This window comes from Paracoccus yeei ATCC BAA-599, assembly GCF_000622145.1.
GTDB lineage: Bacteria > Pseudomonadota > Alphaproteobacteria > Rhodobacterales > Rhodobacteraceae > Paracoccus > Paracoccus yeei.
This window is the reverse complement of sequence record NZ_JHWH01000015.1, coordinates 93,153-117,013: the sequence shown is the minus strand read 5'-3', so window position 1 is coordinate 117,013 and position 23,861 is coordinate 93,153. Positions and strand designations below refer to the sequence as shown.

Below are 23,861 nucleotides of genomic sequence, written 5' to 3'. Positions count from 1 at the left end.
GCGGGCCGCGCAAATGGCCGGTCCGTCCCGATCCCGGTCGGCCGCATCGCCGGCCGGGCGGCGGTTTCGGGCAGCGGCCCTGACCGCATCAGCGCCCGGTCGGCGCGATCGAAGGCCGCGCCCAAGGCCTGAAAGCCGGTCGCCGGGGCTTGCGGCTGAGCTTGCGGGACAGCGTGGGCCGGGGCCGCGCCATCGGTCCCGGACTGCACCGGATGGCGTCCGGGGTCCGGGGCCCCTGCCCCCCAGGCGGCGGCGAAAGCGACGGCCGTGACGAGAACCGTTCGGATCATCGGGCTTCTCCTTCGGTTGGTTCAGGAACGGCGCCAGGGGCAAAACCGTTCCGAAACGCGCGTCGGAAAGCCAAGGCCGGGCGGCGCTGCGGGCGGAACATGACCCTTTCCGCGCCGTGGAAGGCCCGTACGAGCGGTTGCCGCGCCTCCTTGCAGCCCGGCTGCCCGAGGTGCTGGTTTCAGCTCTTGACGCTAGGACGGCCCTTCCTGTCGACCAGCACCGCCTTTTGCCAGCGGCCAGGCGCCTTGTCCGTCCGGTGGATGCACCCGGCCCAGCAGCAGGGCCTCGCACGTTCGCTGGATGCGGCGCTGGCGGGTCGCGGGCTGCCTTGCGTCCTCGATTCAGCAGATGAATTCGTTCCGGCCCAGCGGCGTCAGGCTCTGCCACAGGGTGAATACGGCCGGATCCGCCCGCACCATGGCCTGCAGGTCTTCGCCCGCATCGTGAACCGTGCCGTGCGGAAATGCCGTCAACGGAGGGACCTCGTTCTTTCAGCCCAAGTGCCGCCAGGATCATGGTCCCGCCCGACCGGGCTTTCCAGCGTCGTTAGGACGGGCGGCGGGCGGCGTGATGACGGGCTCTGAGCCCTGCTGTCCTCTGTCAGATATTTCTGGCTCTCCGTCAGATTGTTGACCCAATCGCTTTTCAGCGGCGGTCACGTTATCGACGCGAAGAGCCCAATGAGATTTCCGTTGAGGGGCGCTCAGCCCGCACTGATCCTAATGTAGCGCCGAAGCTCGGCCCCTGTCGCTGACCTCTTGGCACAAAAGACGGCCGGCGCGGGACCAGAATAGATTATTTCGCCGCCTTCGTCGCCCGCGTCTGGATCGAGATCGATCATCCAGTCCGTGGCAAGCATCGTCGGCTTCGAGCGTCGACCTTTCACTGCCTTCGTGGTCCGGGAAGACACCGTGAAGATCCTGCGCGTCTTCTTGGCTAGTCGGAACTGGAAAACGGGGTTGTAACGCTGCCGTAGGGGATATGTCCTCAAGTGGCCGCGCCTCGCCCAGCTACAGTGCGATCTTCCCCAGGATCTTGTTCTCGATGCGCATCATGGTTTCCACTACCCTTTGCTCATTCGGCAGAAGCCACTGGAGCAGTTCTTCCTCTGACAAACCTGCAAGCCCGGCTCATCGTCACCAAGCAAGCCGATCAGCGTCCCCGAGGTGGAGCGCCTGCTCTCTGGTGCCGTGTCCACGTTCTCTTCCTGGAGGCTTTGGCTGCCGGGATAGGTGCTCTCGTGCGTGACTCCGGCCCATCTGTTCGCCGGGGCTGAACAAGCGGGCCTGGCCCGGCGAACAGATAGGCCAGCGATAACAAGGCGCTTCTGTCCTGCATAGAGGAGGGCTTAGATCATCTTCTCTACGGAGGAGTGTTGTCGAAATTCTTGTCCGGCCGCGCCTCAAGCGCAGCGCCCGCTTCGCGACTGACGTTGCGCACCCGGCCGATGATCGGCCTCTTGGAGTCCTCCGCCGAGACCAGATGTGTCAGCGCCATGTAACCTTGCAGAATGATCGGCCGGAACACGTCTCCGTTACGTCCTGCTTGCCGCGCATGTTCCAACAGGATTGACACTGCCAAGCCTGCCCCGACAAACGATAAGATCGCCCGTGCGTGGGCCACCTGCTTGGTGACGACCGGTGACGTTCCCTAGGTGCCAACACTGATCGCACGAGCTCATGCATATAGGAAGCATTGGCCGAATAGCCAATAAAAGGCAGCGCGTCGATCTTGGAGAAGCAGATCTGAATCCGGTTTGCAGCGGACGATCCTCTCGCATGGCAATCAGCAAGCGCTCCTTGAGCATGGCATCCTCACCAGCTGCAGTGGATTTCCGGACCATTGTCGGGCTCCGTCTGCCGTAGAGTTTGCCACAAAGCCATAGCGAGATCCCGCACTTCTTCCCGGACTAGCGACATTGCAATAGGCAAAACTTATTCTCTCGGGGCCGCTTCTAAATTGTGCAGTAGCGGGTCGCGATCCAGAAAGACCCCAAGCCGAAGCATGCCGCCCGAGGGGACCGGTCATGCCGGCACAGCTTGGGAGGGCTTGCATGGACGGTATCGTTCAATCGCTTGGCGTGATCTTCAGCCTATCAGGGATCGCAGTCTTGCTGATCGGCGCGCTTCTGGGGATCGTCATCGGCGCGCTCCCCGGACTGGGGCCGTCGATCGGGCTCAGCCTGCTGATCCCCTTTACCTACACGATGTCGCCCGAACTCAGCATGCTGCTGATGATCTCGCTTTATACCTCGGCGGAATACGGCGGCTCGATCAGCGCGATCCTGTTGTCGACCCCAGGGACGGCGGCGGCAGCGGCCACCGCCATCGATGGCTATGCCATGGCGCAAAAGGGCCAGGCGAATGAGGCGATCTCTATCTCGCTGACCGCTTCGACGCTGGGCGGAGTGCTGGGAGGCCTTGCATTGTTGCTGCTGGCGATGCCGCTGGCAAAGCTTGCGCTGGAATTCGGACCGGCAGGCTATTTCGCCGTGGGTCTGTTTGGCCTGACTTCGGTCGCGGCGCTGTCGGGCGGATCGTTGGTCAAGGGTCTCTTGGGAGCGGCCTTGGGGCTGGCGCTTGCCACGGTGGGCATCGACCCGATTGCCGGAACACCACGCTTTACCTTCGGCTATTTCGAGCTTTACGAGGGTGTGCCCTTTTTGGCGGCGCTGATCGGGCTCTTTGCGGTGTCCGAGGCGATTGCCTTGGCCGAAAAGCACGCGCGCAGCAGCAAGCTGGCCAAAAGCCGCGTCGGCCATGTGTTCATGTCGAAAGCGCTTCTGAAGGAAACCTGGCGCTCGATGCTGTCGGGCTCGGTCATCGGCACGCTTCTGGGTATCCTGCCCGGTGTCGGCGGCAATATCGCCTGCTGGGTCGCCCGCGACTATGCTCGCGCCCGCGACAAGCATCCCGAGCAATACGGTAAGGGATCGCCCAGCGGGATCGCGGCACCCGAGGCATCCAACAACGCCACCGTGGGCGGTGCCCTGGTGCCCCTGCTGGCACTTGGGGTGCCCGGTTCACCCACCACGGCCATCATAATGGGGGCGTTGATCATGCATGGCCTGCACCCCGGTCCGCAGCTATTCGCCGAAGCGCCGACCTTGGTTTACGCGATCCTGTTCGGCGTCATCATCGCCTCGCTGGTGCAATATTTGGTCGGATCGCTGTTCCTGCCGATCATGGCGCGGACCGTTCTGCTGCCCGACGGAGTTATCGCAGCTGGTATTATGGCCTTCGCCATCCTGGGTGCATTTGCCATTCGCAACCTGATGTTCGACGTCTGGATGACGTTGGGTTTCGGCCTGGTCGGCTATCTGATGAAGAAGCTGAACTTCCCGGTCGCGCCGATCATCCTGGCCATGGTGCTGGGTTATCTGATCGAATCCAACTATCGAACGGCGCTGGTGTCATCGCAGGGCAGCTACATGGTGTTCCTGACCGATCCGATCAGCGTGCTGTTCCTGCTGCTCAGCCTGGTCAGCATCCTGGTGCCTGTCCGCCGCGCCTGGCGGGCCAGGCGCCGTGCCGCCCTTGCGACCGAATAAGCGGCGGCTTCAAGCAATCATTCCTGGGAGGAAGACAATGCAACAGACAAGCTTAACTTTGCGCCGCGGTCGAATTTCGGCTTTCGTGCGCGGGACCGTCGCGGCGCTCTGCATGGCGGCCGGGGCGTTCGCCCTGCCGCAGCTTGCGGCCGCCGAATACCCAGAAAAGCCCGTCACACTGGTTGTCTGGTCGGGCGCGGGCGGAGCGCTGGATACCTATGGCCGCAAGTTGGCCGAGCTTCTGGAAAAGGAAGCCGGATGGACCGTCAAGGTGGACAACCGGCCCGGCGGCAGTGGCGCCGTGGGCCTGTCGCAGATCGTCACCCAGCCGGCCGACGGATCGAACATTCTGGTTCTGACCGGAACGCTGACCTTTGGCATCGCTCAGGGTCTGATCCCCTTCAAGGTGGAAGATCTGCGGTTGCTGCGCGCGATGCAGTCCGAGCCGTCGTCGCTGGCAGTGCTGAACGATAGCCCCTTCAAGACCGTGGACGATTTCGTAACGCATATGAAGGAAAACCCTAACGGTCTGAAGGTCGGCGGCCATTCCTCGGGCGGGTTCCACCAGTACATGCTGTATCAGCTGATGAAGCAGGCGGGCTTTGAAAGCGGCTGGATCCCGCATGACGCCTCGGGCAAGGTGACGCTGGCCATGCTGGGCAACCACATCGACGCGGCGATGATGACGCCCTCGACTGGTCTGGCCCAGGTCAAAAACGGCGAGATCCGCCTGCTGGGCGTGACCACGGCCGAACGCTCGCCCTTCCTGCCCGACGCGCCGACCTTCAAGGAACAGGGCTATGACCTAGAAGGTTCGATCTGGCGCGGCATCGCCGTCAAGGCCGGAACGCCCGACGACGTGGTCGCCGCGATCCAGTCCGCCATCGATAAAGTCACTGCGTCTGAAGAATGGAAGACCTTTCAGCAGGAGCAGTTCCAGGACAGTCCTGACTGGGCCGAGGCCGAGTTTACCGAGCGCGTGCAAAAGGATCTAGCCGAACAGGCCGAGTTCCTGAAGGCGGCAGGCTTCGTGCAATGACGCAGGGAAGCGACATCCAGGCTGACCGGGGCTTGCCGGTCAGCGACCTGATCGCGGGGGCGATCTGCCTGGCCGCGTCGGTCACCTTCTTCCTGCGCTCCGTTGTTCCGGTCAGACTCTCCCAACTACCCCATTGAAAGTGCCATGTTCGCCCTTGTTGGGCCTAGTCGGGAAAGCCGTAGCGATCCAGCAAAGCGCGCACCGCCAGATCGTTGCGCCGCCGACCAGATTGCCGCTGCGAAGGTTCCTAGCTTGGCTGCCCGGCCATTCGATAATGCGAAAGCAGCAGCCCAGCTTGACAGGTTGACTGCCGGCTAGACGGTGCATCCAATACAGTCAGACATCATCGGCCGCCGAAGGCGCCAGCGACTGAAACAGGTCGGCGCGGGTCACATCCGGGTGGAACACGCCCGGTGCATAAAGCACGCCACCGACTCTGGTCGGAAACACTAGCGAGCCACGATCCGGCGCGCTAATATTGCGTTCCCAATCGCGATAGGCGCGCGGGAGATCGGCCTCCAGCGTGACATGATGGGCGCGGTGGCACACTACGCCTGCCCCTGCCCCTACCCCGGCAACCAAGCCGGCCAGCCAGTCAGCGTGATAGTAAACATCGTCATCGGCCGTCACGACATAAGCCGCTGGGACCTCGGTCAGAGTCGGCATGATCTTCTTGTAGGACCGTCAGTTCGGGCAAGTGCGGATCTCGATGTCCAGGGCCGCAATCTGGTCGGGCAGCAGCGCATCGTCGCCCGGATCCAGCCACAGTATGATGCGGTCCGGTCGCACCGTCTGTGCCAGCAACGAACGCAACACAAAATAGACCGCATCATAGCGCGCCGGATAGGCAGTCAGACTGACGACCAACGGTGCATCCAGTCCATGTTTGGCGGAAACATGGTCGCGCCCCAAAATCTCGGCCTCCGCCCAAGCGATGCGGCGTGACAGTTTCCAACACCGGAATGCTTTGGCTATCATTCGCTGGCGGGCCCCTGCCAAGCGCGACGTAGCCACGCGATATCGCCGATGCGACGATACCATTTATGGCCTCAGCCGGAAAAGACATCATCCATCTTCGGCGCGCCGGCGAACAGCACGATCCGTGCCCCGGCAGGTAGAGCCGGATCGGACAAATAGCTACGCAGATTGCGCAGCACGCAGTCGTTCTTGAAGCTGACGCACCAGCCGCGCGACCAGTAGTGCAAGTTACCGTGCGCGGCCAGCTGGGCGCTCTGGAACTGCTGGCTGATCTTATATCCCTCCATCGCGGCGACCGGATCGGCCAGATAGCGTCCAGGATATCGGCGTGATCGCCCACAACATAGCGAAAGATCGACGAGTTGCCGACAGAATGCAGAAAGCGGTCACGTTCGGCGTTGATCCGGCGCAGGGGCTTAGGCCGGAACAGGTCGTCGTCGCGGATGGTGTGAAAAGCACCTTGCAGGTCGAAAAACGGCAAAATATCATTGACCACCACCAAGTCCAAGTCAAGAAACAGCGCCGCCATGCCGGCAAAGCCGCCCAGATCGCGGTGGAATAATGCCAGCTTGCGCCAGCGCGTGTCGCCATGGCCTTTGGGCAAGCCCAGCTCGGGCAAGGGCAGCGCTTCTACGCCCGGATCAATGCCCGCACTGTCGTCGGTAAAGCAGATGAACCGGTGCGGCCGGACCAAATGGCGGCGAACCTGTCGATACAGCCGGTTCACGTCATTGGCGCCGTAAAGCGTGCCCCACTTCATCGTCAGAATCAGAACAGGTTCGGTCATAAGGCCAATCATCAGAATTTTGCCGATAGCTTGAAGTTCACGCTGCGCGGCTCGCCGTAGAAGTTGAAGACCGAGGTTCCGCCGACGCGCTCGTAATAGGACTTGTCGAAGAGGTTGTTGACCGTCAGCGACGCGGCCACCTGATCGGTGATGTCATAGCTGGCCATCAGATCGACCACGGCATAGCCTGGTGCCTTGACTGCGCTGGATGTCCCCGCTGTCGTGCGTGTCACGTTCCTGAAACTGCTGAACGCCTTGATGCCGGCGCCGAGCTGCAGCCGATCCCAGCCGGGCTGCTGGAAGCGGTATTTCGACCAGATCTGCAGCATATGCCGGGGCGAATAGAATTCGGACCCGGCCGCCGTCTCGGTATCCTCGAATTCCGAGTCGGTATAGGTATAGCCCGCCGTCAGCTCCCATCCCGGCAGCGGCGAGCCGCTGGCCTCGAGCTCCAGCCCGCGCATATGCGCCTTGCCTTGCGCCAAGTAATAGCCGCTGTTCTCGGTGTCGGAGACGGCGCGGTTTTCGTCCTTGAGATCGAAATAGGCGGCCGAGGCGTTCACGCCGGGCAGGATTTCCGATTTCACACCGATCTCGTATTGTCGCCCGCTGCGCGGCTTGAGCATGTCACCCGAAGCATCGGTGACGTTCTGCGGCTGGAAGATCTCGGTATAGCTGGCATAGGCCGAGGTGGTGGCGTTGATGTCCTTGATCACGCCGAGATAAGGAGTGAACTCGCCCTTCTCCTCGACCTTGCTGGTCTCGACTGCACCGCTTGACAGAGTGGTGGTGCGCACCTCGCCCTCATACCAGCTGAGACGCCCGCCGGCGATCAGCGTCCAGCTCTCGGAGGGCTTGACCCGCCATTGCGCGTAAAGCCCGGTTTGCCGCACATCGCTGTCCTGCTTGCTGGAGAAGCTGGCATCCGGGCGCGCGACCGAGCTGTTCCAGTCGTCAAGGTCGAAACTCCCCGAGATCAGTCCCGAGCCGTTATACATGGTGCTGTCGTCGCGGTGGTGGTCGATGCCGACGATCAGGTTGTTTTCCAACCCGAACCACTGGAACGGTTTGCTGAGATGGGCATCCAGCGACAACGCGTTCTGATCGAAATCGCGGTAGAGATAGCGCATGCCGCTGACGGTGCCGTCCGTCGCGGCCCCGGCAGCATAGCCATAAAGGAAATCCGCATCGACCGTCGAATACAATGCCGAAACCTTGACGTGGCCGCCATCCTGGAAACGGTGCTCCAGTTCGGCGATGTAGTCGGTGACTTCATTCTCGAAGCGGTTCCAGTCCGCCCCGGTATAGGTCGAACGCGAGACATCCTGCAGGTTGCCGTCCGCATCCGTTGGCAGGCCGTTGAATGGGGTGATGTCGCGGGCGCGGTGGTTGATCGAGAAACTCGCGGTCGTGTCCGGCGTCAGGTCGGCAGCAAGGGTGCCGTAGAGCACGCGGCTTTCGTTCGTCACGCCATCGACCCAGGAATCCTTGTCGCCATAGGCGGCGACCAGGCGGCCGCGGACCGTGCCGCTGTCGTTCAGCTTGCCGGTCACGTCGGCCTCGACGCGGCGGTTGCTCCAGGATCCGACCTCGGAACTGAAGCGAAAGGCGCGCTCCTCCTGCGCCTGTTTCAGGCGCATGTTGATGGCGCCCGCCGGCTCGCCCGAGCCGGTGAACAGACCCGAGGGACCACGCAGGATCTCGACATGGTCAACCGTCGCCATGTCGGCCTGTGTGCCGTAGATGCTGGTCAGCGGCGTCGGCAACCCGTTGAGATGGAGCGAGTCGAACTCGAACCCGCGCGAATAGAGCGACGAGCGCCCGTCATCATTGGTCATCACCACGATGCCCGGCGTCTTGCGCATCGCGGTGTCGAGCGAGGTGAAGCCGCCGTCCTCGAGCCGCTCGCGGGTCAGCACGGTGGTCGATTGCGGGATCTCACGCGGGGCGCGGGTGTCCTTGTCGCCGACGCTGATCTGCTCGGTGGTGTAGCTGTCGGTGCCCTCGGTTTCATAGGTGGCCCGCAGCGTGACCGGATCCAGAACGACTTCCTCCGTGCCCTGGGCGCTGGCCTGAAGGGCTGCGACCATGCAGGTGCTTGCCAGAATGGAGGCATATGCCCGCGAAGAACCGGTGCGCGTCATGGAAATAATCCCGCTTGGTGATGGGTGAAGGGCGAACAGCCGAGTTTTTTTGTCGCCTACACCCGGAGAACGATGGAGATCAACCAGCCGACCCCCCTCATATCGCGGGTTATCCCCCGTTTTTACCTTTGGATACGTCCAGCAATATCGGGAAACATTGTTCGGGCTCACGCAGCCAGCGGCAGGCGGATCTCAACCTGAAGCCCATTCCGGGAGGAAAGCGCAAAGTCCATCCTCCCGCCGTTCAGCGCCACGATCTCCTGGGCGATACCCAGTCCCAACCCGTTGCCCCCCCGGCTGCGCTGATCCAGCCGGAGCGGCACGGATGACAGCGCATCAAGATCGGCAGCGGTCAACTTGCCGCTGTCGTCGGAGATCAGCAGCCGCGCCAGTTCGCCTTCGCGCCGACAGAGGATGCGGACCTCCCTCGCCGCCCATTCCGAGGCGTTTTCCAGAAGGATGCCGAGCAGCTCCACCAGGTCGTTGCGATCGATGTCGAGCCGCAGGCCTTCGTCGCAATCCACCTGCCAGGACAGGGGCTCGCCGCGCGCGGTCCGACTGACCACGGCAACGATCCGGGCCAGCACCTCCTCAAGGCCGGTATCCAGCATCTGACCGCGTCCGCGCTGGCGCAGCCGCGACAAGCGCAGCTGGTAGTCGATCCGTTCGCCCATCTCGGACGCCAGGTCGTCGATCAGGTCGGCATTCTTGTCGTCGCCCAGAGCGTGGAACTGGTCCGAGAGCGTGCCCAGCACGGCCAGCGGTGTTTTGAGCCCATGGGCCAGGTCCGCCGCGCGCCGGCGGGCGAACTCGATGAGACGCTGCTGAGAGGCAAGCAGCGCGTTCATTTCCCGCACCAGCGGCTGGACCTCGGCGGGATAGCCGGCATCCAGGGCAGGGCTGTCGCCGCGCCTGACCGTTTCGACATCGCGGCGCAGCGCCCGCAGGGGCCGCAAGCCCAGGCTGACCTGGGCGATGGCCGCCACGACCAGCGCAAGTCCCAGCACCAGCAAGGCGATCACCATGTCCCGGCCGAAGCGGGCGATCGACTCGTCTAAAACCGCGCGATCCTGCGCCACGATGATTCGGTAGGCGCGCGGGCCGCCCTCGACCTGGAACTTGACATCCAGCGCCATGGCCGAAAGCGACTGCCCCTTCGGGCCGGCGCCGATGAAATGCACAGCGCCGAGCGGCTTCGGCGGCGGATCATAGGGGATGGTGGAATCCCAGAGCGAACGCGATCGGATCACGTCCTTGCCGCCGCTTTCTTCGGCAGTGCCGATCTGCCAGTAGAAGCCACTGAGAGGCAGGTCATAACGCGGGTCCGGCGGCTGGCCGGTCAGTTGCACGCCCACGGCCAAAGGATCGATCAGCGCCGTCAGCAGGGCAGCCCCGGCCTCAAGATCAGCGCGAACTGTGCGTTCAACGGTTGCCACGAACAGATAGAGGATGGCCATGCCGGTCAGGATAAGTGCAAGCAGGATCCACAAGGCGCCTCCGACCAGCAACCGGACCCTGAGTGAATTCGCCCTCATTCCGCGTTGGCGTCCAGAACATAGCCGAAACCGCGGCGAGTCTGGATGATATCCGGTCCGATGCGACGGCGGACGCGGCCGACAAGCACTTCGACCGAGTTCGATTCACGTTCGTAATCCTGTGCATAGAGGTGCTCGACGATCTCGAGCTGCGACACGACTCGTCCCTTCTGATGCGCCAGATAGGCCAGCAGACGGTATTCCTGCGGCGTCAGGGGCAACGGTACGCCGTTGCGCTTGACCTGCATTAGCCGCGTGTCCAGCACAAGGCCGTGCCCTATGTCGATGCGGAAGGTGATTTCACGGGCGGCGCGGCGGATCAGGGCACGGATTCGGGCGACAACCTCTTCCATCCGAAAGGGCTTGACGACGTAGTCATCGGCACCAACCTCGATGCCCTCGACACGCTCTTCCCATTGGCTGCGAGCCGAGAGGATCAGTACGGGAGCCGGCCGCCCCACCTTACGCCACTCCTTGAGCACCGTCAGTCCGTCAAGCGTCGGCAGGCCCAGGTCCAGGATGATGGCATCGAAATCTTCGGTATCGCCACGGTGCCAGGCATCCTCGCCGTCACTCTCGGTTTCGACGACGAAGCCGGCGGCGGACAGGGCGGCGTCGAGCCGCTTCGCGATTCTTGGATCGTCCTCAGCGAGAAGAATGCGCATCGTCACTTCAACTCCACTGCTTCGCCGGTGCCGGCGACGAAATCCATTTCTCTCACCTCGCCCGAGGGTTCTAGTACGGTCAGGCGATAGTAGAGCACGCCCTTGTAGCGGACGAGGGCGGCATTGACGATCTGCCCTGCCGAATGCAATCGCAGCGAGGCGATGATGCGCTCCAACGGCAGCGCCTCGCGTCGCTCGACCGCGCGGCGCGCTGTGTCCTGATCGGAAAGTCCGCGCGGCCCAGGGAAGCGCGACTCCGGCCCCATCGATCCTGGCCCGTCGAACCTGCCCGGCCCCATGCCACCGCCCGGCCCGCTGCCTCCTCCGCCCGGACCACCGCGGCCCTGCGCGTATGCCAGACCGGGCGCGAGCAGTTGCGCCGCCAGAAAAAGCAGGACGAGAATCTTGCGAGACATGGACATGCTTCATCTCATAGCCGTGTGAAGATGAAAATTCGCTGACAGCGCGTTCAGCGATCGGTCAGGTTGCGTGGCCTATAGGGTGATTCGAGATCGACCGCAAAGGTCGCCGGTCAGACAGGATCATCCATGCCCTTCATGTCGAGAAGCATCTCCCAGGACTGCAGCCCGGCGCAGGATCAGTCGAACCGCATCGGCTATGACAACCGCATGGCAGGCCGGATCGGGCAGCTGCACCTGACGCTGCCTCTGGGCGACAGGCGCATCCGCTATGCCTATATCCGCAAGAACGGCTGTTCCTGCTTCAAGGCCGCCCTAGGATATCACCCCGCTACCAACGTCTCGGAGATCGCGCGACGGCATCGGTCGCACTGGTATCATCGGGTCGATGCATCCATTTTCGTCTGGCGGGATCCCGAGACACGGCTGGTCAGCCTTTATCGCAACAAGATCTTGGATGGTCGGAACAACGAAGATCTTCTGCGCCGCTACCGTGCCACCATGGGCGAGGAGCCTTCCAGTTTCGAAAGGTTTGCGGAGTTTGCAGCATTCGCGACCGATCCCCATTGCCTGCCCCAGACTGATCACCTTTATCCGATCGTCTATACGCATGCCATCCCGCTGCACGGTCTTCACGACTGGATGCAGCGTATCGTCGGAACTCGCGCCGCACAGCCCTTCGCAAGGCGCATCAATGATTCCGCCAGCGCGTCGGTCGAAGTGACCGCCCGCGCCCGGTCCCTGATCCGGTCGGTTTATGCCGCCGATTACCGGATGATCGAGACGCTGGTCTGAGCCTTGGCCCGGTTCTCGATCCCCGAGCAGTTCCCTGAAAACAACAAGGAAAGGTCAGCACATGACCCGATATCTTGCACCCCTGTGCACCGCCGCCCTACTGGCTTCTGGCCCCGCGCTCGCCCAGTCCGAGACCACAACCGGCGCGAACGTCTCGGGCCTGTCGGCTATTAACGAGCGGATGAACGACGTTGAGGACATCGTGCGCGACGATTTCGCCCGTTCAGCCGACCCGTCGCGCTTCGGCAATCCCAATTTACGGCAGGGGCTGTTCGGCTCGGTCGCGCTGACCTATTCGGGACGCACCGGCAATAGCGAGAACCAGGATTTCAGCCTGGCGGGACGGCTGAACTATAACCAGGGCCAGTTTGCGCAATCCCTGGGGCTGCTGCTGGAGTACGGCGAGGATGACGCAGGCGACGCCGATACGAAGGACACCTATGTCATCTACGAGGGGCAGTATTACTTCGACGACAACTTCTATGCCTTCGCCCTCGGGCGGCTGACCACGGACGGGCTTGCCGGCGATACCGCCGGAACGACCAGCGCCGAGATCGCGGACCAGGACGGCCGGCTGAAGCGCGATGCGTTCCTGGGTTTCGGGCCGGGCTATCGGCTGGTGAACACCGACGACACGACTTGGCGCCTGCAGGCGGGTGCCGGCATCCGCTACACCAAGGCTGTGCAGGTGGATGCGACCCAGGCCGTCAGCTACGATTCGAATACCGAGGCGGGCTATATCCTGTCCTCGCGCTTCTATCGCAAGCTGACCGACACGGTCTTCCTGACCAACGACACCGATTACCTGACCTCGGACACCAATGACACCGCGACCAACGAGCTAGGACTGAACTTCCGGGTCTCGGACAGGCTGGCCACGCGGATCTCCTACAAGACCGAATATGTCTCTGACCGCGCGGTGCGCACCGACAATACGCTGGGCGTGTCGCTGGTCTACGGCTTCTGAACCGCTTACCCCATCTCGCAAGCGAAGGCGTCCCGTTGGGCGCCTTCACAACCTCTGATCCTCCGAGGAAACATATGGATTCAGCCCTTTTCATCCTTCTGGGCCTGCTCGGCATCGTCGGGATCGGCGAACTCATGTCGGCCAATGACGACGATGAGGAAACCTATGAGGTCGACGACGATCCCTATGACGGGCGTGCGGTCACCGAGGGCACATCGGACGACGACACCATCACCGGAACCGACGAGGACGAAGCGATCCAGAGCTATGCCGGCGACGACTACGTCGATGCCGGAGCTGGCGATGACCTGGTATGGACCGGTTACGGAGCGGACACGGTGGTGGCCGACGCGGGCGACGACGAGATCTATCTCGGCTACGGCGACGATCTTTACGGAGCCTCTGACGCCGATGCCGAGGAGGGGAACGACACCATCCATGGCGGCTATGGCGACGACACGATCATTGTCAACACCGGAAAGCACACCCTCTATGGGGGTTATGGCGATGATCGTATCGAGGATTATGGTGGTACGATTTACGCCGAGGGCGGACGCGGGGACGATCTCATCCTGTCCTCGGACGATTCCGGCGAAGATGCCGCCGACACACTCTTGGGCGGCAAGGGCGAGGACACGATCTACGCGGGTGGGAATGACGTCGTGGACGGCGGTGCTGGCGACGACACCATCATTCTGAGCAGTTCCGCCACTGGCATAACGCAGATCACCTATGACAGCGACGATACCATCACCATTACACTCGAGACCGGCTACGACGGCGACGGCGCACTGACGCTGGTGCAGGTCGATGACGATGTGCAGGTCCTACTGGACGGCACTGTGGTGGCGCTGCTGCTGGATGCGGATGCCGACGATGTCACCACTGTAGGCGTCCGCTGGGCAGACAGCTAAAATACAAGCGTTATAGGTATGAACCGCGCAGAGTTTATCGGAGCTCCAGCTCCTGATGATGGAGGCTGTTTCCCCGCACTGGTGTTCTCAATGTCAGAAGGTTTCTGCCAATGGGAAATGCGCTGCGCAAAGTCTCGCAGGCCCACCGGAAACAATTTATTACAAAACTTTGCGTGCTTCCGGATGAGAGTGGGACAACATGGTCGTGGCTGGCTGCAAGACGCCGGGCCAAGATAGATGGTAAGGACAGGATCATGACCATCAATACCCTGGCCGAAGCCAGGCAACGCATGACGCTTTGCGTACCGCGGAATGACACCATCAGCGCCGGCGTACGGAAGATGGAACCGGTCTCGTTCAGCCTGATCGAGTTCGAGGGTGAAAGTTTGGTCTTTCGGTTGATCGATCAGCGTGGCGATCTCCTGGACCTCGTGCTGAACCCAATCGTGGCCGGCGCATTTCGCGAGTGCATTGCCTTGAACGAGGGCCTTAACGAGCGCCCGGACCCATCCACCGCACTTCATGAAGGCCGGGCCGAATGACTCTGGGCCGCGATCACGACTGGCCGACACGTCTGCTTGGCACACTGATCTGGCTCGTTATGTCGCTTGTGTTCAGCATTGAGCTTTGTGCAATGATTGGCTGGGCTTTCGGAAAGGCCGAATGTGGCTCCTGGTTTGGCGTGCTGCTGAACGGCCTGCTCTGGTTTTGGGCACTCTGGAACGAAACGGAGAGATAAAACTGCTCTTTCCCGCGTCCGTGGACGAAGGTTCTGATGACCCGGGCTGAGCGGCGTGATGACGGGCCTAGCGCCCTGCCGCGCTTGCGCCGTCGACCGATCGGCCGGTCGGGACCGCTCGAGGCGATGTCGACCCGGGTCCTGGCATCGGTCACGACCGGCATCCGCGCGCGATTCACGGCAGATCGCCCTCCTCCCCCTGCCCCATGATCGGCATGTCCGTCGCGATGTCGTCCTTCCCGAGCAAGCCCGCCGCCTCCATCGGGGCCAGATCGGGTAGATCCCGCAGGCTGTCGAGGCCAAAGTGTGACAGGAAGGTTTGCGCCGATACCCAGTATGGAGCGCGCCCGGCTCGGGGCTGCGCGGCTCGTGGACGATGAGACCCTGGCGCTGCAGCCGGGCGATCAGGTCGCGGCTGGGCGCGCGTCCGGTGCGCTGCGCGATGGCGGCCCGGGTCAGCGGCTGGTGAGCCTCGGTGCGGGAACCGGCGGTGCCTTCATTACCGAGTTGAAGGCGCTGATCGAGCGGCTGGAAGGCCAGGTTCGGGACTATCGGCGCACGAAGTTCGGGCCGAAGTCGGAGAATCTAGACCCGGCGCAATTGGAACTGGCGCTGGAAGATCTGGAAACGGCCATTGCCGAGACGCAGGCGCAGATCGCCGCTGTCGAGGACAGGATCGCGGCCAGCGAACCGGACCCCGAGAAGAGAACGCCCCGGGCGCCCGCAAGGGGCGGGCCCTGCCCGAGGGCCTGCCGCGCGCCCTGCGCGTGATCGAGCCCGACAGCCTCGTCTGTCCCTGCGGATGCGGCGATATGGTCCGGATCGGCGAGGACCGGGCAGAACGGCTGGATTACACTCCGGCGCGCTACCAGGTGATCGTCACGGTGCGCCCTCGATACGCCTGCCCCAAGGGACGCACGGGTGTGGTCCAGGCCAAAGCCCCGGCGCATCTTCTTGAAAGCAGCTGGCCCACCGAGGCGCTTCTGGCCCAGATCGCGGTCGCCAAATATTCCGAGCACATGCCGCTGAACCGGCAGGCCGTGGTGATGGCCCGTCACGGCGTGCCGATCGACCGCTCGGTCCTCGCCGACTGGATGGGCCGGACCGGCGCGCTGATCGCCCCTGTGGTCGAGCATATGGCCAAGCGCCTGATCGCGGACAGCACGCGGCTTTATGTCGACGAGACCACCGCCCCGGTGCTCGATCCCGGACGCGGCAAGACGAAAACCGGCTATCTCTGGGCGGTGTTGCGCGATGACCGTGGCTGGAACGGCCCGGCGCCGCCGGGAGTGGTGTTCCATTATCGGCCGGGGCGGAGTGGCGAATATGCCGCCGAGATCCTGGAAGGCTTCAACGGCACGATCCAGGTCGATGCCTATGGCGGCTATTCCCACTTGGCCACGCCGAAACGCACGGGCGGTGATCCACTCCGGTTGGCCTTCTGCTGGGCGCATGGGCGGCTGCCGCGCGACAAACAGGATGAGAATCAGCGTCAAACAGGATGAGACGGATCGGCGGGAGCGCGGCGGAGGGAGGGCGTAGCCCGACCGGAGGCGCGCTCCCGCCGATCTGCCCGATTTTCCCGGGGTCTGTGATCGCGGTCGGCTCGCCGGACCGAGCTTGCGGCAAACCGCACCGTCCTTGCTGCCGAGCGCACCTATGCGGCCTGGGTTCGGACAGGACTTGCGGCGCTCGCCTCAGGCATCGGAGCGCATTGCAAATGTACTTGCCAGCCCGAGTCAGTTCTGGCGCCGCATGAAAGCGGCGAAGAGCGGCACCGTGAAGTCCAGATAACCGTGATCCGTGCTGTAGATCATCCCCTTTGAAATGATGCTGGCCCTCGCCGGTCCGAGTGACTGCTGCGTGCGACCCATGGCCTTGGCGATGTCGGCCATGGCATAGGGACCGTCGCCCAACTCGGACATCGCCTTCACGAACTGGACTTCGGCCCTGGTCAGCCGGTCGATGCGCACCCGGAAGAAGCCCTCATCGAGTTGTGACAAGGTTTCTGCATAGGATCTATCCATATCGGCCAGGGTAATGTCCGGTCCGTCTGCGTTGTTCCACGCGACGGATGCCCATTCCTGCAGAAAAAAAGGATAGCCTTCTGTGCGTCCGACGATCGCTTTCAGTGCCTCGGGTTCAATGAACGCCTCTTCCTCTACGATCGGCTTTTCGACAGCCTGCGCCGCCGAAGCTGGATCGAGGGCGCCGACGGCGGGATAGAGGAAGAGCCGCTCTGCGTAAGATTTCGCCTCGCCGGCAAGGCGCGCGATCTGGGGAAGGCCGGCTCCGACAAGAAGAATGGGAAGACCCTCTTGCGACATTCGGTGCATGGCGACGATCAGCGCCGACAGATCGGCTTCGGAAAGATACTGGACTTCATCGATCAGAAGAACCCAGCCGCGCCCGGCGACTTGGGCGGCTTTTCCGATCAGGGCGAACAGATCGGGGAGGTCGTATTGTAGATCCCCGCTGTCGGCGAGACCAGGTTCGGCCTCGACGCCCACTTCCATCCCACCGACTTCGATCTTGAAGATCGAGGCGAAATTGCGCAATCCCCTGAGGCCGCGGGTTGCGAACTGCTTCGCTGCCTCGACTCCTGACAGTGATCGCATGACCTTGCGCATTTCCGGATAGAGAAGGCGTGCAAGGCTTTCGCCCTCGGGAGCCTCGACCTTAGAAACCAGCAGGCTCTCCTGCTCGGCGATCCGGCCGATCTCATTGAGAAGAACTGTCTTTCCGGTTCCGCGCAGGCCCAGCAACATGATCGAACGCGCGCTTCTTCCCTTCACAGCCCGACCGCAAGAGATCCGGGCAGCTTCTAGGATGGCGTCGCGACCGGCCAGTTCTGGTGGCCGACTGCCCGCCCCCGGTGCAAAAGGGTTTCTGTAGGGGTCCATTTGTTCTCACCGCAGCTTCTGGCGTACTCTACAGCTTTATAGGGAAGTCTAGTTTCGGGCGCTATACTTCTCTAGATTCCGCTAGCATCCGACCAGCGACGTAAGGTCGTTAGGCATGTATCACGCACCATGCGAGTTCCTGTCGCAGATACACAAGGCTGCGGTTGAGCCACGGCGTTGATGATGTGACCGCCCCCCCACGGCATCTGTGTGCCAGGGTGGGTCTGCAACGATCCACCCCAAGATCATGCCGGTAATCCTGACCACCGCGGACGAGATCGAGACCTGGATGACGGCCGATTGGCCGATTGCGCAACGCTTGCAGCGGCCCCCGCCGGACAACGCACTCCAGTTGGTGGCAACGCCTCGCCGGCACGGTCATGACTAGGGCGCCATTTCCGGCAAGTCACGGCTCAGCATCCTCGGCCGAGCAGTCAGTAGCAGCAATCTTCTCGCGGACGCCCAAGGCAGCGGCGCGAGCATGGAACTCTTGATGTATCTTGGATACCTCCTCTGCCCGCCGAAACACTGCCTGACGAGTGCGATCCATGCAGGCCGAAGAGGTCTCTGCCAGCCTGGGCAAGACCACGAAACTGTCGGTCAGCGACAGCCTGTCGCGTGACCATAACGGCATGCTGCGCCGCTCGATCTCGCGGCGCAACGAAGAACGCCCGTTGATGACGACGGACGAGCTGAAGAAGCTCGACCGCGACAAGGTGATCCTGATCCCCGAGCGACAGAACCCGATCATCGCGCGCCGGATCGTCTATTACCAGGATCCCGCTTTCCGCACGTTGATCGAAGCGCAGAAGGGTCCGCTGCCCTATCCCTCGCGCGAGGCCGAGGACATCCGGGCGCTCAAGGAGCAGGTCTCGCAGCTGACCAGTCAGCTTTCCGCCAAGCCGACCGCACAGGCGATTTCCTATCCGGCGCCGGAGAATGCAGCCAAGAGCGAATTGGCATCAGCGGAAGGCGCCGCAACGCAGTTACCGGAGGAAAGTCTCCAGGAACAGATCGCGGAAACGGCACCAGAGAGCAGCCGTCCCGTCTCAGGTGTGGTGATCAGCTTGCTCGATGACGATGAGCCAGGCTTGCCCGTTTTGTCAGACGAAGAACTGCTCGAGTCTCTCCGGCCGAGTGAACAGCGGGCACTGGAAACCATGATGCGCGTCGAGAACAAGATCCTCGGAAAGATCGCGCAGTAGCCGGTCGAGGCGCGGCGACTGCGGGCATAGCCCATGCAGCAGCATTACAACCCCGTTTTCCAGTTCCGACCAGCCGGGAAGACGCGCAGGATCATTACGGTGTCTTCCCGGACCACGAAGACAATGCTCAGTCGACCACTCTTCGGTCCGGCCGCGCAACCCCCTCCTTCCGGTTTCTCACGGGCTGAACCGGCACAAGGCGTGCCCAATGTCCAGCTGGATCGCGCGCGCTCCCCTCCGGCATCCCGCTGCCCATGGTGCAGATCGTATTTGGCATCGGGATCGCGGCCTTCACATCAGATGAAGTGGCCTTGGAGCCCCAGGTGTTCCTGGCCGTGATCGCGTGCCTGCTGTTCCTTGATGGATGGCGCATTCCCAAGGACGATTTCTTCCGAGACAGTCGTCCCATCCTTGGCCTTGCCGTCGGTCTGGTCTTCATGACCGTCCTCGGGCTTGGATACGCGATCCATTGGATCTTGCCTGTGATGCCGCTGCCAGTGGCATTTGCCCTTGCTGCGATACTCGCTCCCACCGACCCGGTGGCCGTGTCGGCAATCACGTCGAAGCTTCCGATGCCCAAGCGTCTTCTGCACGTCCTGGAGGGCGAAAGCCTGTTGAACGACGCCAGCGGCATCTCGGCCTTCCGCATCGCGGTCGCCGCCACGATGACCGGAACCTTCTCCCTCCAGGACGCCGCGACCGAGTTCCTGGTCTCGGCCCTCGGCGGCGTGGCGGCTGGCGTGACGATCACGCTCGCGATCCTCTACGTGCAGGGATTCATGTCGCGCCGGTTCGGCGAAGAGCCGGGCCTGCAGGTGATGGTCTCGTTGCTGATCCCGTTCGGGGTCTACTTCGCCGCCGAACACGTTCACGTCTCAGGGATCCTCGCGGCGGCAGCGGCGGGGATCACGATGAGTCTGGCCGAGATGCGGGGGACATCGCTGGCCGCCACGCGGATACGCCGGTCCGTCGTCTGGGACATGCTGTCTGTCTCGCTCAACGGTATCATCTTCGTGCTTCTGGGCGAGCAGCTTCCCGCCATCTGGCAGAGCGTGTCCCTCCTTGCCGAACAATCGGGCAGCGGGAACCCCGCTATTCTTGTGGGTCATGTCCTGGCCATCACGGCGGTCTTGCTGGTCCTGCGACTTGTCTGGATCTGGCTGAACCTCCGCTTCACCACATTCCGCCAGCGCCGGGCCGGTGACGATGTGGCACGCCTTGATTGGCGCATTCCGGCGGCAGCAACGGCGGCCGGGGTCCGGGGATCAGTCACGCTGGCGGGCATCCTGACGCTGCCGTTCGTGCTTCCAGAGGGCTCGGTTTTCCCGGCGCGTGATCTTGCGATCTTCATCGCGGCGGGGGTCATCATCGTCACCTTGATCGTGGCATCTGTTGCGCTGCCTGTTCTGCTGAATCAGCTCGAGGTGCCCTCGGATGACCATCAGGAGCGGCTCGATGCGGCCCGCGCCCTTGCCGCCCGCGCTGCGATCCGCGCCGTGGAGGAAGCGCTTCACGATCAATCCGAAGGGCGTGCGGATGCCGATCTCTACATGGATGCCGGCGCGCGGGTCACGGAGATCTATCGCGCCCGCCTGAATGCTGGCGGTTTCGGCACAGATGAGGCGGCGGCGGCTCGTCACGCGACAGAGGCGGAGCGGTTATTACGGTTGAAGGCAGTTCGCGCAGAGCGGAACGAGATATTCCGCCTTGGCCGGCACAGGCGCATCTCAAGCGCGATTGCCCAGAAGCTGATCCGCGAGCTGGATATTGCAGAGGCACGCCTGACCTCCAGAGCGTGAGGGAAAAGATGCTGGGCACGGCGCTGACCACCAGTTTTCCCAGGTAGGGTGAGCCGGATCATGGAGTATGGGCGAACTTGCTGGCTCAAATGGCTTATACTCAGCCGACCGGTCGCACATATCCGATCCGCCAATTCCTGGGCAGCCACGATCACTATCGTCAACTGCATCATCGGGATTTAAGCCTCAGTGATATCAGGTAATGAACACAGATCATAACCCTGTCGCGGTCAACACCGCGACAGTCGCGCCTGCGCGAGTCGAGCGGCAGGCGACCTTCAAGCCGGTTCGCGAATGAAAAGCCCTGTCTGTTGAGCAGCCGTTTAGGCGAACCCTGTCGGTGGCACGTCAGCCGCGCAGGCATCCGGACGGCGGATCGTTCGCGATGGAGTTGCAGGGTGCTCCCTCACGTGACGAGGCTCAGGCCCCCATCGACGACAAGGGTCTGACCCGTGATGAACCCGCATTGCATGAGGAACAGATAGGCCTGCGCCACCGCGACCGGCTCGCCCGTGCGGCTCAGGGGGATCTGTTCGGCAAAGTGGGCGCGGGTTTCCTCGATGTCAGAGGCGGCGACATCGCGCCAGAGCGGCGTCGGGGTCCAGGTGGGGGCCACGGCGTTCGCCCGCACGCGGGGCGCAAGCTCGACCGCAAGGCCCCGCACCAGCGTCCCGATGGCCTCGTTGCCCACGATGGCGCCCGAGGCATTGTCCGGCCGCCCGCCCGAGCCCGCAGTCAGGATCAGGCTGCCGTTCTCGGCCAGGAAGGGCGCGAGGGTGCGGGCGATGCCGAGATTGGCAAAGAACTTTTCCTCGATGGCCTGGCGGATTGTGGCGAGATCGGCACCCAGAAAGCCGCCGCCCATGGCGCCGCCGACCATCGAGACCGCGTGATCAGCGGGGCTTTCGCCCTCCAGTAGGCCCGACAGCGCGGCGGCGTCGGTCGCGTCCAGGCCAAAGCCCTGCGCCGAACCCCCGGCCTCGCGGAACCCTTCGGAGACGCGCGCCGCCTTTTCGGGGTCGCGTCCGACGATCAGAAGCCGCGCGCCGTGGGCTTGTGCCAGACGTGCGACCTCCAGCCCAAAGCCGGAACTGCCGCCAATCACCAGGACGGTCTTACCTTCCAAGGCTGCACGGTCCCCGGCCATCACAAGCCCTCCCGGAACGCCTGCACCACCGCATGTGCGATGGCCTCGTCGCCCTCGCCGGTCGAGCCGCTGATGCCGATGGCCCCAACCATCGCGCCGTCCACCTCGACCGGCTGGCCGCCGGCAAGGGGCACGGCACCGGGCACCGACAGCATCGAGGGCTTGCCGCCATCGATCATCTTCTCGAAGGCGCTCGCGGGCTTGCCCAGGAAGGCCGCCGTCCGCGCCTTGCCCATGGATACGTCGATGGAAACGAGACCAGCCCCGTCCATCCGGCTGAAGGCCAGCAACCGGCCGCTGGCATCGACAACCGCCACGCAGATGCGTGCAGATCGCTTGGTGGCCTCATCAATGGCTCGCGCCATCAGGGCTTCTGCCCCCGCCAGCGTAAGGGTCGGAATCGTCAGCGTCATGGTGTTCGACATTTGCAGTCTCGTTTCGTCGGTGAAGGTGGAGGGGCTGAATAGGTCGCGACCCGGCCACACGAAGGTGACGACCGCTTCCGCGCCCATCTGGTCGATCATCGCCTTGTGCAGCGACAGGGTGTTGGCGGGCGAGATATGCGGATCGGCCAGGCCGTGCCACAGGATCAGCTTGCCGCCTGCCTTTTCGAAGGCCGACAGGTCCGGGTTGGTCGCGTCGAACAGCGGATGGCGCGCGCGCAGCGCCTGCAGCGTGTCCTCGGTGAAGGCGAAGTCCTCCAGCGTGGCGTCGGGTCGCGGCGGCTCGAAGGCCAGGTTGCGGATCACCGGCAGCGCGGCCTGCGCGCTCATCAGCCCGTCCCCCGCGGCTTGCGGGACATAAACGCCCGCCCAGTCCAGTTCCGACCCGTATTGCGGCTGGCCCGCCGTCAGATGCGCGCCGGTCTGCGGGTCGGTCGGGCCTTCGTAGAACCGCCGGGCCACCTCGGCTACCGCAACAAATCAGCATGTCATTCGTCAGGCTTGTCGTGTTTTGGCCCTTTCACCTCGCGATGGGTCGAGTCGACGATCGACTATCCAAAGCAACAACGCGATGATCGCGGGGATCAAAATGCCGAGCGCAAGCGGAAGTGCGCTCGTGGAGATTGATGATGCCACAGCGGCCGAGCACACGAAGGCCACGCCAAATTGCAAGGCTCCCACAAGAGCTGATCCCACGCCCGATTGCCCTCGTGACGCTTCCATAGCAACAGATGTCCCGTTAGCACTTAACAGTCCCACCAATGCTACCGAGAACCAAAGTGGCACAATTAGAGGGCACCTCGATTTTTCACCGCTTCCCGCTGATCGCGGCCTGCCTCGCTGCCTGAAACCTGCCGAGAACGGCTTGTCAGGATGTTCGGGGGCGTGATCAGCCGCCGTTCCGCCCGGTCACGGCGTGCTTCGGCCCTCTCGGCCTGACGTCCACGCCCGGATCACGCCGGGCAGGGGTTCAGACTGCGCAGCTGGACGAGGCGACGCATGTTGTAGGCGAGGTTCTTCATCCCGATCTTGGCCTTCGCCCTCACCAAGCCGATGGTGCGCACCAGCGTGCCGCCCATGTCGTTGGTCTGCGCGCCGAAGACATGCTAGACCCGGGCGCGCACAGTGGATTTCGTCCGGTTGCTGGCCTTGCCTTGTTCGGTCAGTGGCTTGCCCCGCTTGCCCTTGCGGTGGACGTGGCTCTTCAGCCTGGATGCGCGGAGCCTCGCCTCCATCTCTGCGGACCGATACGCCGGATCAGCCCAGACCCCTGCGCCGGTGTTGCCCTTCATCAGCAGATGATCCACTGCCTGGCTGTCATGCAGGGCCGCATCGCTGACATGGTAACGCCGCACCAGCTTGTGCTGGCGGTCCACGTTGACATGGTTCTTGTAGCCGTAGTGGGATTTCCCGTGCTTCTTGGTCCAGCGGGCATCCACGTCCTTCTGCGATCGCTTGGCCTGCTTGTCGGACCAGCCCTCGGGCTCCTCGCCGGCCTTGATCGCTCGGTTTTCAAGGTCGAGGCGGGACTTTTTCAGCAG

General features: G+C 63.1%; 24 protein-coding genes and 3 pseudogenes. 13 read left to right on the top strand and 14 right to left on the bottom strand.

Features of this window, described 5'->3' with window-relative positions; all coding sequences use genetic code 11:
* The 3 genes from BU28_RS25405 to BU28_RS25400 form a co-directional block, all read right to left on the bottom strand.
* On the bottom strand, positions 1–290 hold a 290-nt coding region (locus BU28_RS25405), incomplete at its 3' end, for a hypothetical protein (protein WP_028719363.1).
* A 342-nt stretch (positions 291–632) separates the two neighbouring features.
* Positions 633–764 carry a YdeI/OmpD-associated family protein gene (locus BU28_RS26055; protein WP_198944953.1) on the bottom strand — a complete coding sequence of 44 codons (132 nt, stop codon included), beginning with the start codon at positions 762–764 and terminating at the stop codon, positions 633–635.
* An 889-nt stretch (positions 765–1,653) separates the two neighbouring features.
* A complete protein-coding gene (locus BU28_RS25400; RefSeq protein ID WP_155992532.1) occupies positions 1,654–1,818 on the bottom strand; it encodes a hypothetical protein in 165 nt (54 codons plus the stop codon).
* Between the two features lie 526 nt (positions 1,819–2,344).
* Here BU28_RS25400 and BU28_RS0110035 point away from each other — a divergent pair.
* The 3 genes from BU28_RS0110035 (at position 2,345) to BU28_RS25395 (ending at position 5,017) form a co-directional block, all read left to right on the top strand.
* Positions 2,345–3,841, top strand: coding sequence for a tripartite tricarboxylate transporter permease (locus tag BU28_RS0110035; RefSeq protein WP_028719362.1), 1,497 nt, complete (start codon positions 2,345–2,347; stop codon positions 3,839–3,841).
* A gap of 85 nt (positions 3,842–3,926) precedes the next feature.
* Positions 3,927–4,880 carry a tripartite tricarboxylate transporter substrate binding protein gene (locus BU28_RS0110030; protein ID WP_198944952.1) on the top strand — a complete coding sequence of 318 codons (954 nt, stop codon included), beginning with the start codon at positions 3,927–3,929 and terminating at the stop codon, positions 4,878–4,880.
* On the top strand, positions 4,877–5,017 hold the full coding sequence (locus tag BU28_RS25395) for a hypothetical protein (protein ID WP_155992531.1): 141 nt from the start codon (positions 4,877–4,879) through the stop codon (positions 5,015–5,017). Before BU28_RS0110030 ends, BU28_RS25395 begins: the two co-directional genes overlap by 4 nt.
* Before the next feature lie 199 nt (positions 5,018–5,216).
* Here BU28_RS25395 and BU28_RS26310 read toward each other — a convergent pair whose 3' ends face one another.
* From BU28_RS26310 to BU28_RS26300, 3 genes are all read right to left on the bottom strand, one after another.
* Positions 5,217–5,546, bottom strand: a complete 330-nt coding sequence (locus BU28_RS26310) for a hypothetical protein (protein ID WP_233145004.1) — start codon at positions 5,544–5,546, stop codon at positions 5,217–5,219.
* An 18-nt stretch (positions 5,547–5,564) separates the two neighbouring features.
* On the bottom strand, positions 5,565–5,858 hold the full coding sequence (locus tag BU28_RS26305; protein ID WP_233145003.1) for a hypothetical protein: 294 nt from the start codon (positions 5,856–5,858) through the stop codon (positions 5,565–5,567).
* Positions 5,859–5,929: 71 nt separating this feature from the next.
* A complete protein-coding gene (locus BU28_RS26300; RefSeq protein WP_028719359.1) occupies positions 5,930–6,145 on the bottom strand; it encodes a hypothetical protein in 216 nt (71 codons plus the stop codon).
* A 41-nt stretch (positions 6,146–6,186) separates the two neighbouring features.
* Between BU28_RS26300 and BU28_RS26295 the strand changes: the two genes are divergently transcribed.
* Positions 6,187–6,420: a hypothetical protein gene (locus BU28_RS26295; protein ID WP_233145002.1), complete on the top strand. Its 234-nt coding sequence runs from the start codon at positions 6,187–6,189 to the stop codon at positions 6,418–6,420.
* Between the two features lie 236 nt (positions 6,421–6,656).
* On the opposite strand, the gene BU28_RS0110000 is transcribed toward BU28_RS26295, so the two are convergent.
* The 4 genes from BU28_RS0110000 to BU28_RS0109985 form a co-directional block, all read right to left on the bottom strand.
* Positions 6,657–8,735 (bottom strand): TonB-dependent siderophore receptor, encoded by a 2,079-nt coding sequence (locus BU28_RS0110000; protein ID WP_051578110.1) that lies wholly within the window; start codon positions 8,733–8,735, stop codon positions 6,657–6,659.
* A gap of 221 nt (positions 8,736–8,956) precedes the next feature.
* Positions 8,957–10,246: a sensor histidine kinase gene (locus BU28_RS0109995; protein ID WP_162176558.1), complete on the bottom strand. Its 1,290-nt coding sequence runs from the start codon at positions 10,244–10,246 to the stop codon at positions 8,957–8,959.
* A gap of 74 nt (positions 10,247–10,320) precedes the next feature.
* A complete protein-coding gene (locus BU28_RS0109990) occupies positions 10,321–10,989 on the bottom strand; it encodes a response regulator transcription factor (RefSeq protein WP_028719355.1) in 669 nt (222 codons plus the stop codon).
* Positions 10,990–10,991: 2 nt separating this feature from the next.
* On the bottom strand, positions 10,992–11,405 hold the full coding sequence (locus tag BU28_RS0109985) for a PepSY domain-containing protein (RefSeq protein ID WP_036762554.1): 414 nt from the start codon (positions 11,403–11,405) through the stop codon (positions 10,992–10,994).
* A 132-nt stretch (positions 11,406–11,537) separates the two neighbouring features.
* Here BU28_RS0109985 and BU28_RS0109980 point away from each other — a divergent pair, with 132 nt between their 5' ends.
* From BU28_RS0109980 to BU28_RS26610, 7 genes and pseudogenes are all read left to right on the top strand, one after another.
* Complete coding sequence (locus tag BU28_RS0109980; RefSeq protein WP_028719353.1) at positions 11,538–12,203, top strand: sulfotransferase family 2 domain-containing protein; 666 nt, start codon at positions 11,538–11,540, stop codon at positions 12,201–12,203.
* A gap of 61 nt (positions 12,204–12,264) precedes the next feature.
* Positions 12,265–13,170 (top strand): DUF481 domain-containing protein, encoded by a 906-nt coding sequence (locus BU28_RS0109975; RefSeq protein WP_051578108.1) that lies wholly within the window; start codon positions 12,265–12,267, stop codon positions 13,168–13,170.
* A 74-nt stretch (positions 13,171–13,244) separates the two neighbouring features.
* Positions 13,245–14,084: a calcium-binding protein gene (locus BU28_RS0109970; protein WP_028719351.1), complete on the top strand. Its 840-nt coding sequence runs from the start codon at positions 13,245–13,247 to the stop codon at positions 14,082–14,084.
* Between the two features lie 254 nt (positions 14,085–14,338).
* Entirely contained in the window at positions 14,339–14,626 is a 288-nt protein-coding gene (locus BU28_RS0109965; RefSeq protein WP_028719350.1) for a hypothetical protein, read from the top strand.
* Positions 14,623–14,823: a hypothetical protein gene (locus BU28_RS0109960; RefSeq protein ID WP_028719349.1), complete on the top strand. Its 201-nt coding sequence runs from the start codon at positions 14,623–14,625 to the stop codon at positions 14,821–14,823. The genes BU28_RS0109965 and BU28_RS0109960 overlap by 4 nt, the downstream gene beginning before the upstream one ends.
* 492 nt (positions 14,824–15,315) lie before the next feature.
* Positions 15,316–16,283: pseudogene (gene tnpC, locus BU28_RS22585) on the top strand (IS66 family transposase); the annotation flags it as partial.
* A gap of 183 nt (positions 16,284–16,466) precedes the next feature.
* Positions 16,467–16,649 (top strand): annotated as a pseudogene (locus BU28_RS26610) (DUF202 domain-containing protein); the annotation flags it as partial.
* Here the strand turns inward: BU28_RS26610 and BU28_RS0109945 are convergent.
* The gene (locus BU28_RS0109945; RefSeq protein ID WP_028719348.1) at positions 16,563–17,726 is read right to left on the bottom strand and encodes an ATP-binding protein; all 1,164 of its coding nucleotides are present in this window, start codon (positions 17,724–17,726) and stop codon (positions 16,563–16,565) included. The pseudogene BU28_RS26610 and the gene BU28_RS0109945 overlap by 87 nt on opposite strands.
* 548 nt (positions 17,727–18,274) lie before the next feature.
* Between BU28_RS0109945 and BU28_RS0109935 the strand changes: the two genes are divergently transcribed.
* Together BU28_RS0109935 and BU28_RS22580 are read left to right on the top strand one after the other, a co-directional pair.
* Positions 18,275–18,931: a type IV secretory system conjugative DNA transfer family protein gene (locus tag BU28_RS0109935; protein WP_028719347.1), complete on the top strand. Its 657-nt coding sequence runs from the start codon at positions 18,275–18,277 to the stop codon at positions 18,929–18,931.
* 242 nt (positions 18,932–19,173) lie between these two features.
* Entirely contained in the window at positions 19,174–20,730 is a 1,557-nt protein-coding gene (locus BU28_RS22580) for a Na+/H+ antiporter (RefSeq protein ID WP_332908362.1), read from the top strand.
* A 406-nt stretch (positions 20,731–21,136) separates the two neighbouring features.
* On the opposite strand, the gene BU28_RS0109925 is transcribed toward BU28_RS22580, so the two are convergent.
* The 3 genes and pseudogenes from BU28_RS0109925 to BU28_RS22575 form a co-directional block, all read right to left on the bottom strand.
* Positions 21,137–21,877 carry an SDR family oxidoreductase gene (locus BU28_RS0109925; protein WP_028719346.1) on the bottom strand — a complete coding sequence of 247 codons (741 nt, stop codon included), beginning with the start codon at positions 21,875–21,877 and terminating at the stop codon, positions 21,137–21,139.
* Positions 21,877–22,782, bottom strand: coding sequence for a heme-binding protein (locus BU28_RS25840; protein WP_028719345.1), 906 nt, complete (start codon positions 22,780–22,782; stop codon positions 21,877–21,879). Before BU28_RS25840 ends, BU28_RS0109925 begins: the two co-directional genes overlap by 1 nt.
* Positions 22,783–23,273: 491 nt before the next feature.
* Positions 23,274–23,834: pseudogene (locus BU28_RS22575) on the bottom strand (IS5 family transposase); the annotation flags it as partial.
* Positions 23,835–23,861: the final 27 nt, after the last annotated feature.

What these genes read in the sequence shown, in the direction of transcription:
- BU28_RS0109985 (WP_036762554.1), bottom strand. Translation starts at nt 11,405, where the DNA reads ATGTCTCGCAAGATTCTCGTCCTGCTTTTTCTGGCGGCGCAACTGCTC.
- BU28_RS0109935 (WP_028719347.1), top strand. Translation starts at nt 18,275, where the DNA reads ATGCAGGCCGAAGAGGTCTCTGCCAGCCTGGGCAAGACCACGAAACTG.
- BU28_RS0109980 (WP_028719353.1), top strand. Translation starts at nt 11,538, where the DNA reads ATGCCCTTCATGTCGAGAAGCATCTCCCAGGACTGCAGCCCGGCGCAG.
- BU28_RS0109970 (WP_028719351.1), top strand. Translation starts at nt 13,245, where the DNA reads ATGGATTCAGCCCTTTTCATCCTTCTGGGCCTGCTCGGCATCGTCGGG.
- BU28_RS25395 (WP_155992531.1), top strand. Translation starts at nt 4,877, where the DNA reads ATGACGCAGGGAAGCGACATCCAGGCTGACCGGGGCTTGCCGGTCAGC.
- BU28_RS26310 (WP_233145004.1), bottom strand. Translation starts at nt 5,546, where the DNA reads ATGCCGACTCTGACCGAGGTCCCAGCGGCTTATGTCGTGACGGCCGAT.
- BU28_RS26300 (WP_028719359.1), bottom strand. Translation starts at nt 6,145, where the DNA reads ATGGAGGGATATAAGATCAGCCAGCAGTTCCAGAGCGCCCAGCTGGCC.
- BU28_RS0109995 (WP_162176558.1), bottom strand. Translation starts at nt 10,246, where the DNA reads ATGGCCATCCTCTATCTGTTCGTGGCAACCGTTGAACGCACAGTTCGC.
- BU28_RS0110000 (WP_051578110.1), bottom strand. Translation starts at nt 8,735, where the DNA reads ATGGTCGCAGCCCTTCAGGCCAGCGCCCAGGGCACGGAGGAAGTCGTT.
- BU28_RS0110035 (WP_028719362.1), top strand. Translation starts at nt 2,345, where the DNA reads ATGGACGGTATCGTTCAATCGCTTGGCGTGATCTTCAGCCTATCAGGG.
- BU28_RS26305 (WP_233145003.1), bottom strand. Translation starts at nt 5,858, where the DNA reads ATGATAGCCAAAGCATTCCGGTGTTGGAAACTGTCACGCCGCATCGCT.
- BU28_RS0109945 (WP_028719348.1), bottom strand. Translation starts at nt 17,726, where the DNA reads ATGGACCCCTACAGAAACCCTTTTGCACCGGGGGCGGGCAGTCGGCCA.
- BU28_RS0109925 (WP_028719346.1), bottom strand. Translation starts at nt 21,877, where the DNA reads ATGGCCGGGGACCGTGCAGCCTTGGAAGGTAAGACCGTCCTGGTGATT.
- BU28_RS0109975 (WP_051578108.1), top strand. Translation starts at nt 12,265, where the DNA reads ATGACCCGATATCTTGCACCCCTGTGCACCGCCGCCCTACTGGCTTCT.
- BU28_RS0109990 (WP_028719355.1), bottom strand. Translation starts at nt 10,989, where the DNA reads ATGCGCATTCTTCTCGCTGAGGACGATCCAAGAATCGCGAAGCGGCTC.
- BU28_RS0109960 (WP_028719349.1), top strand. Translation starts at nt 14,623, where the DNA reads ATGACTCTGGGCCGCGATCACGACTGGCCGACACGTCTGCTTGGCACA.
- BU28_RS0109965 (WP_028719350.1), top strand. Translation starts at nt 14,339, where the DNA reads ATGACCATCAATACCCTGGCCGAAGCCAGGCAACGCATGACGCTTTGC.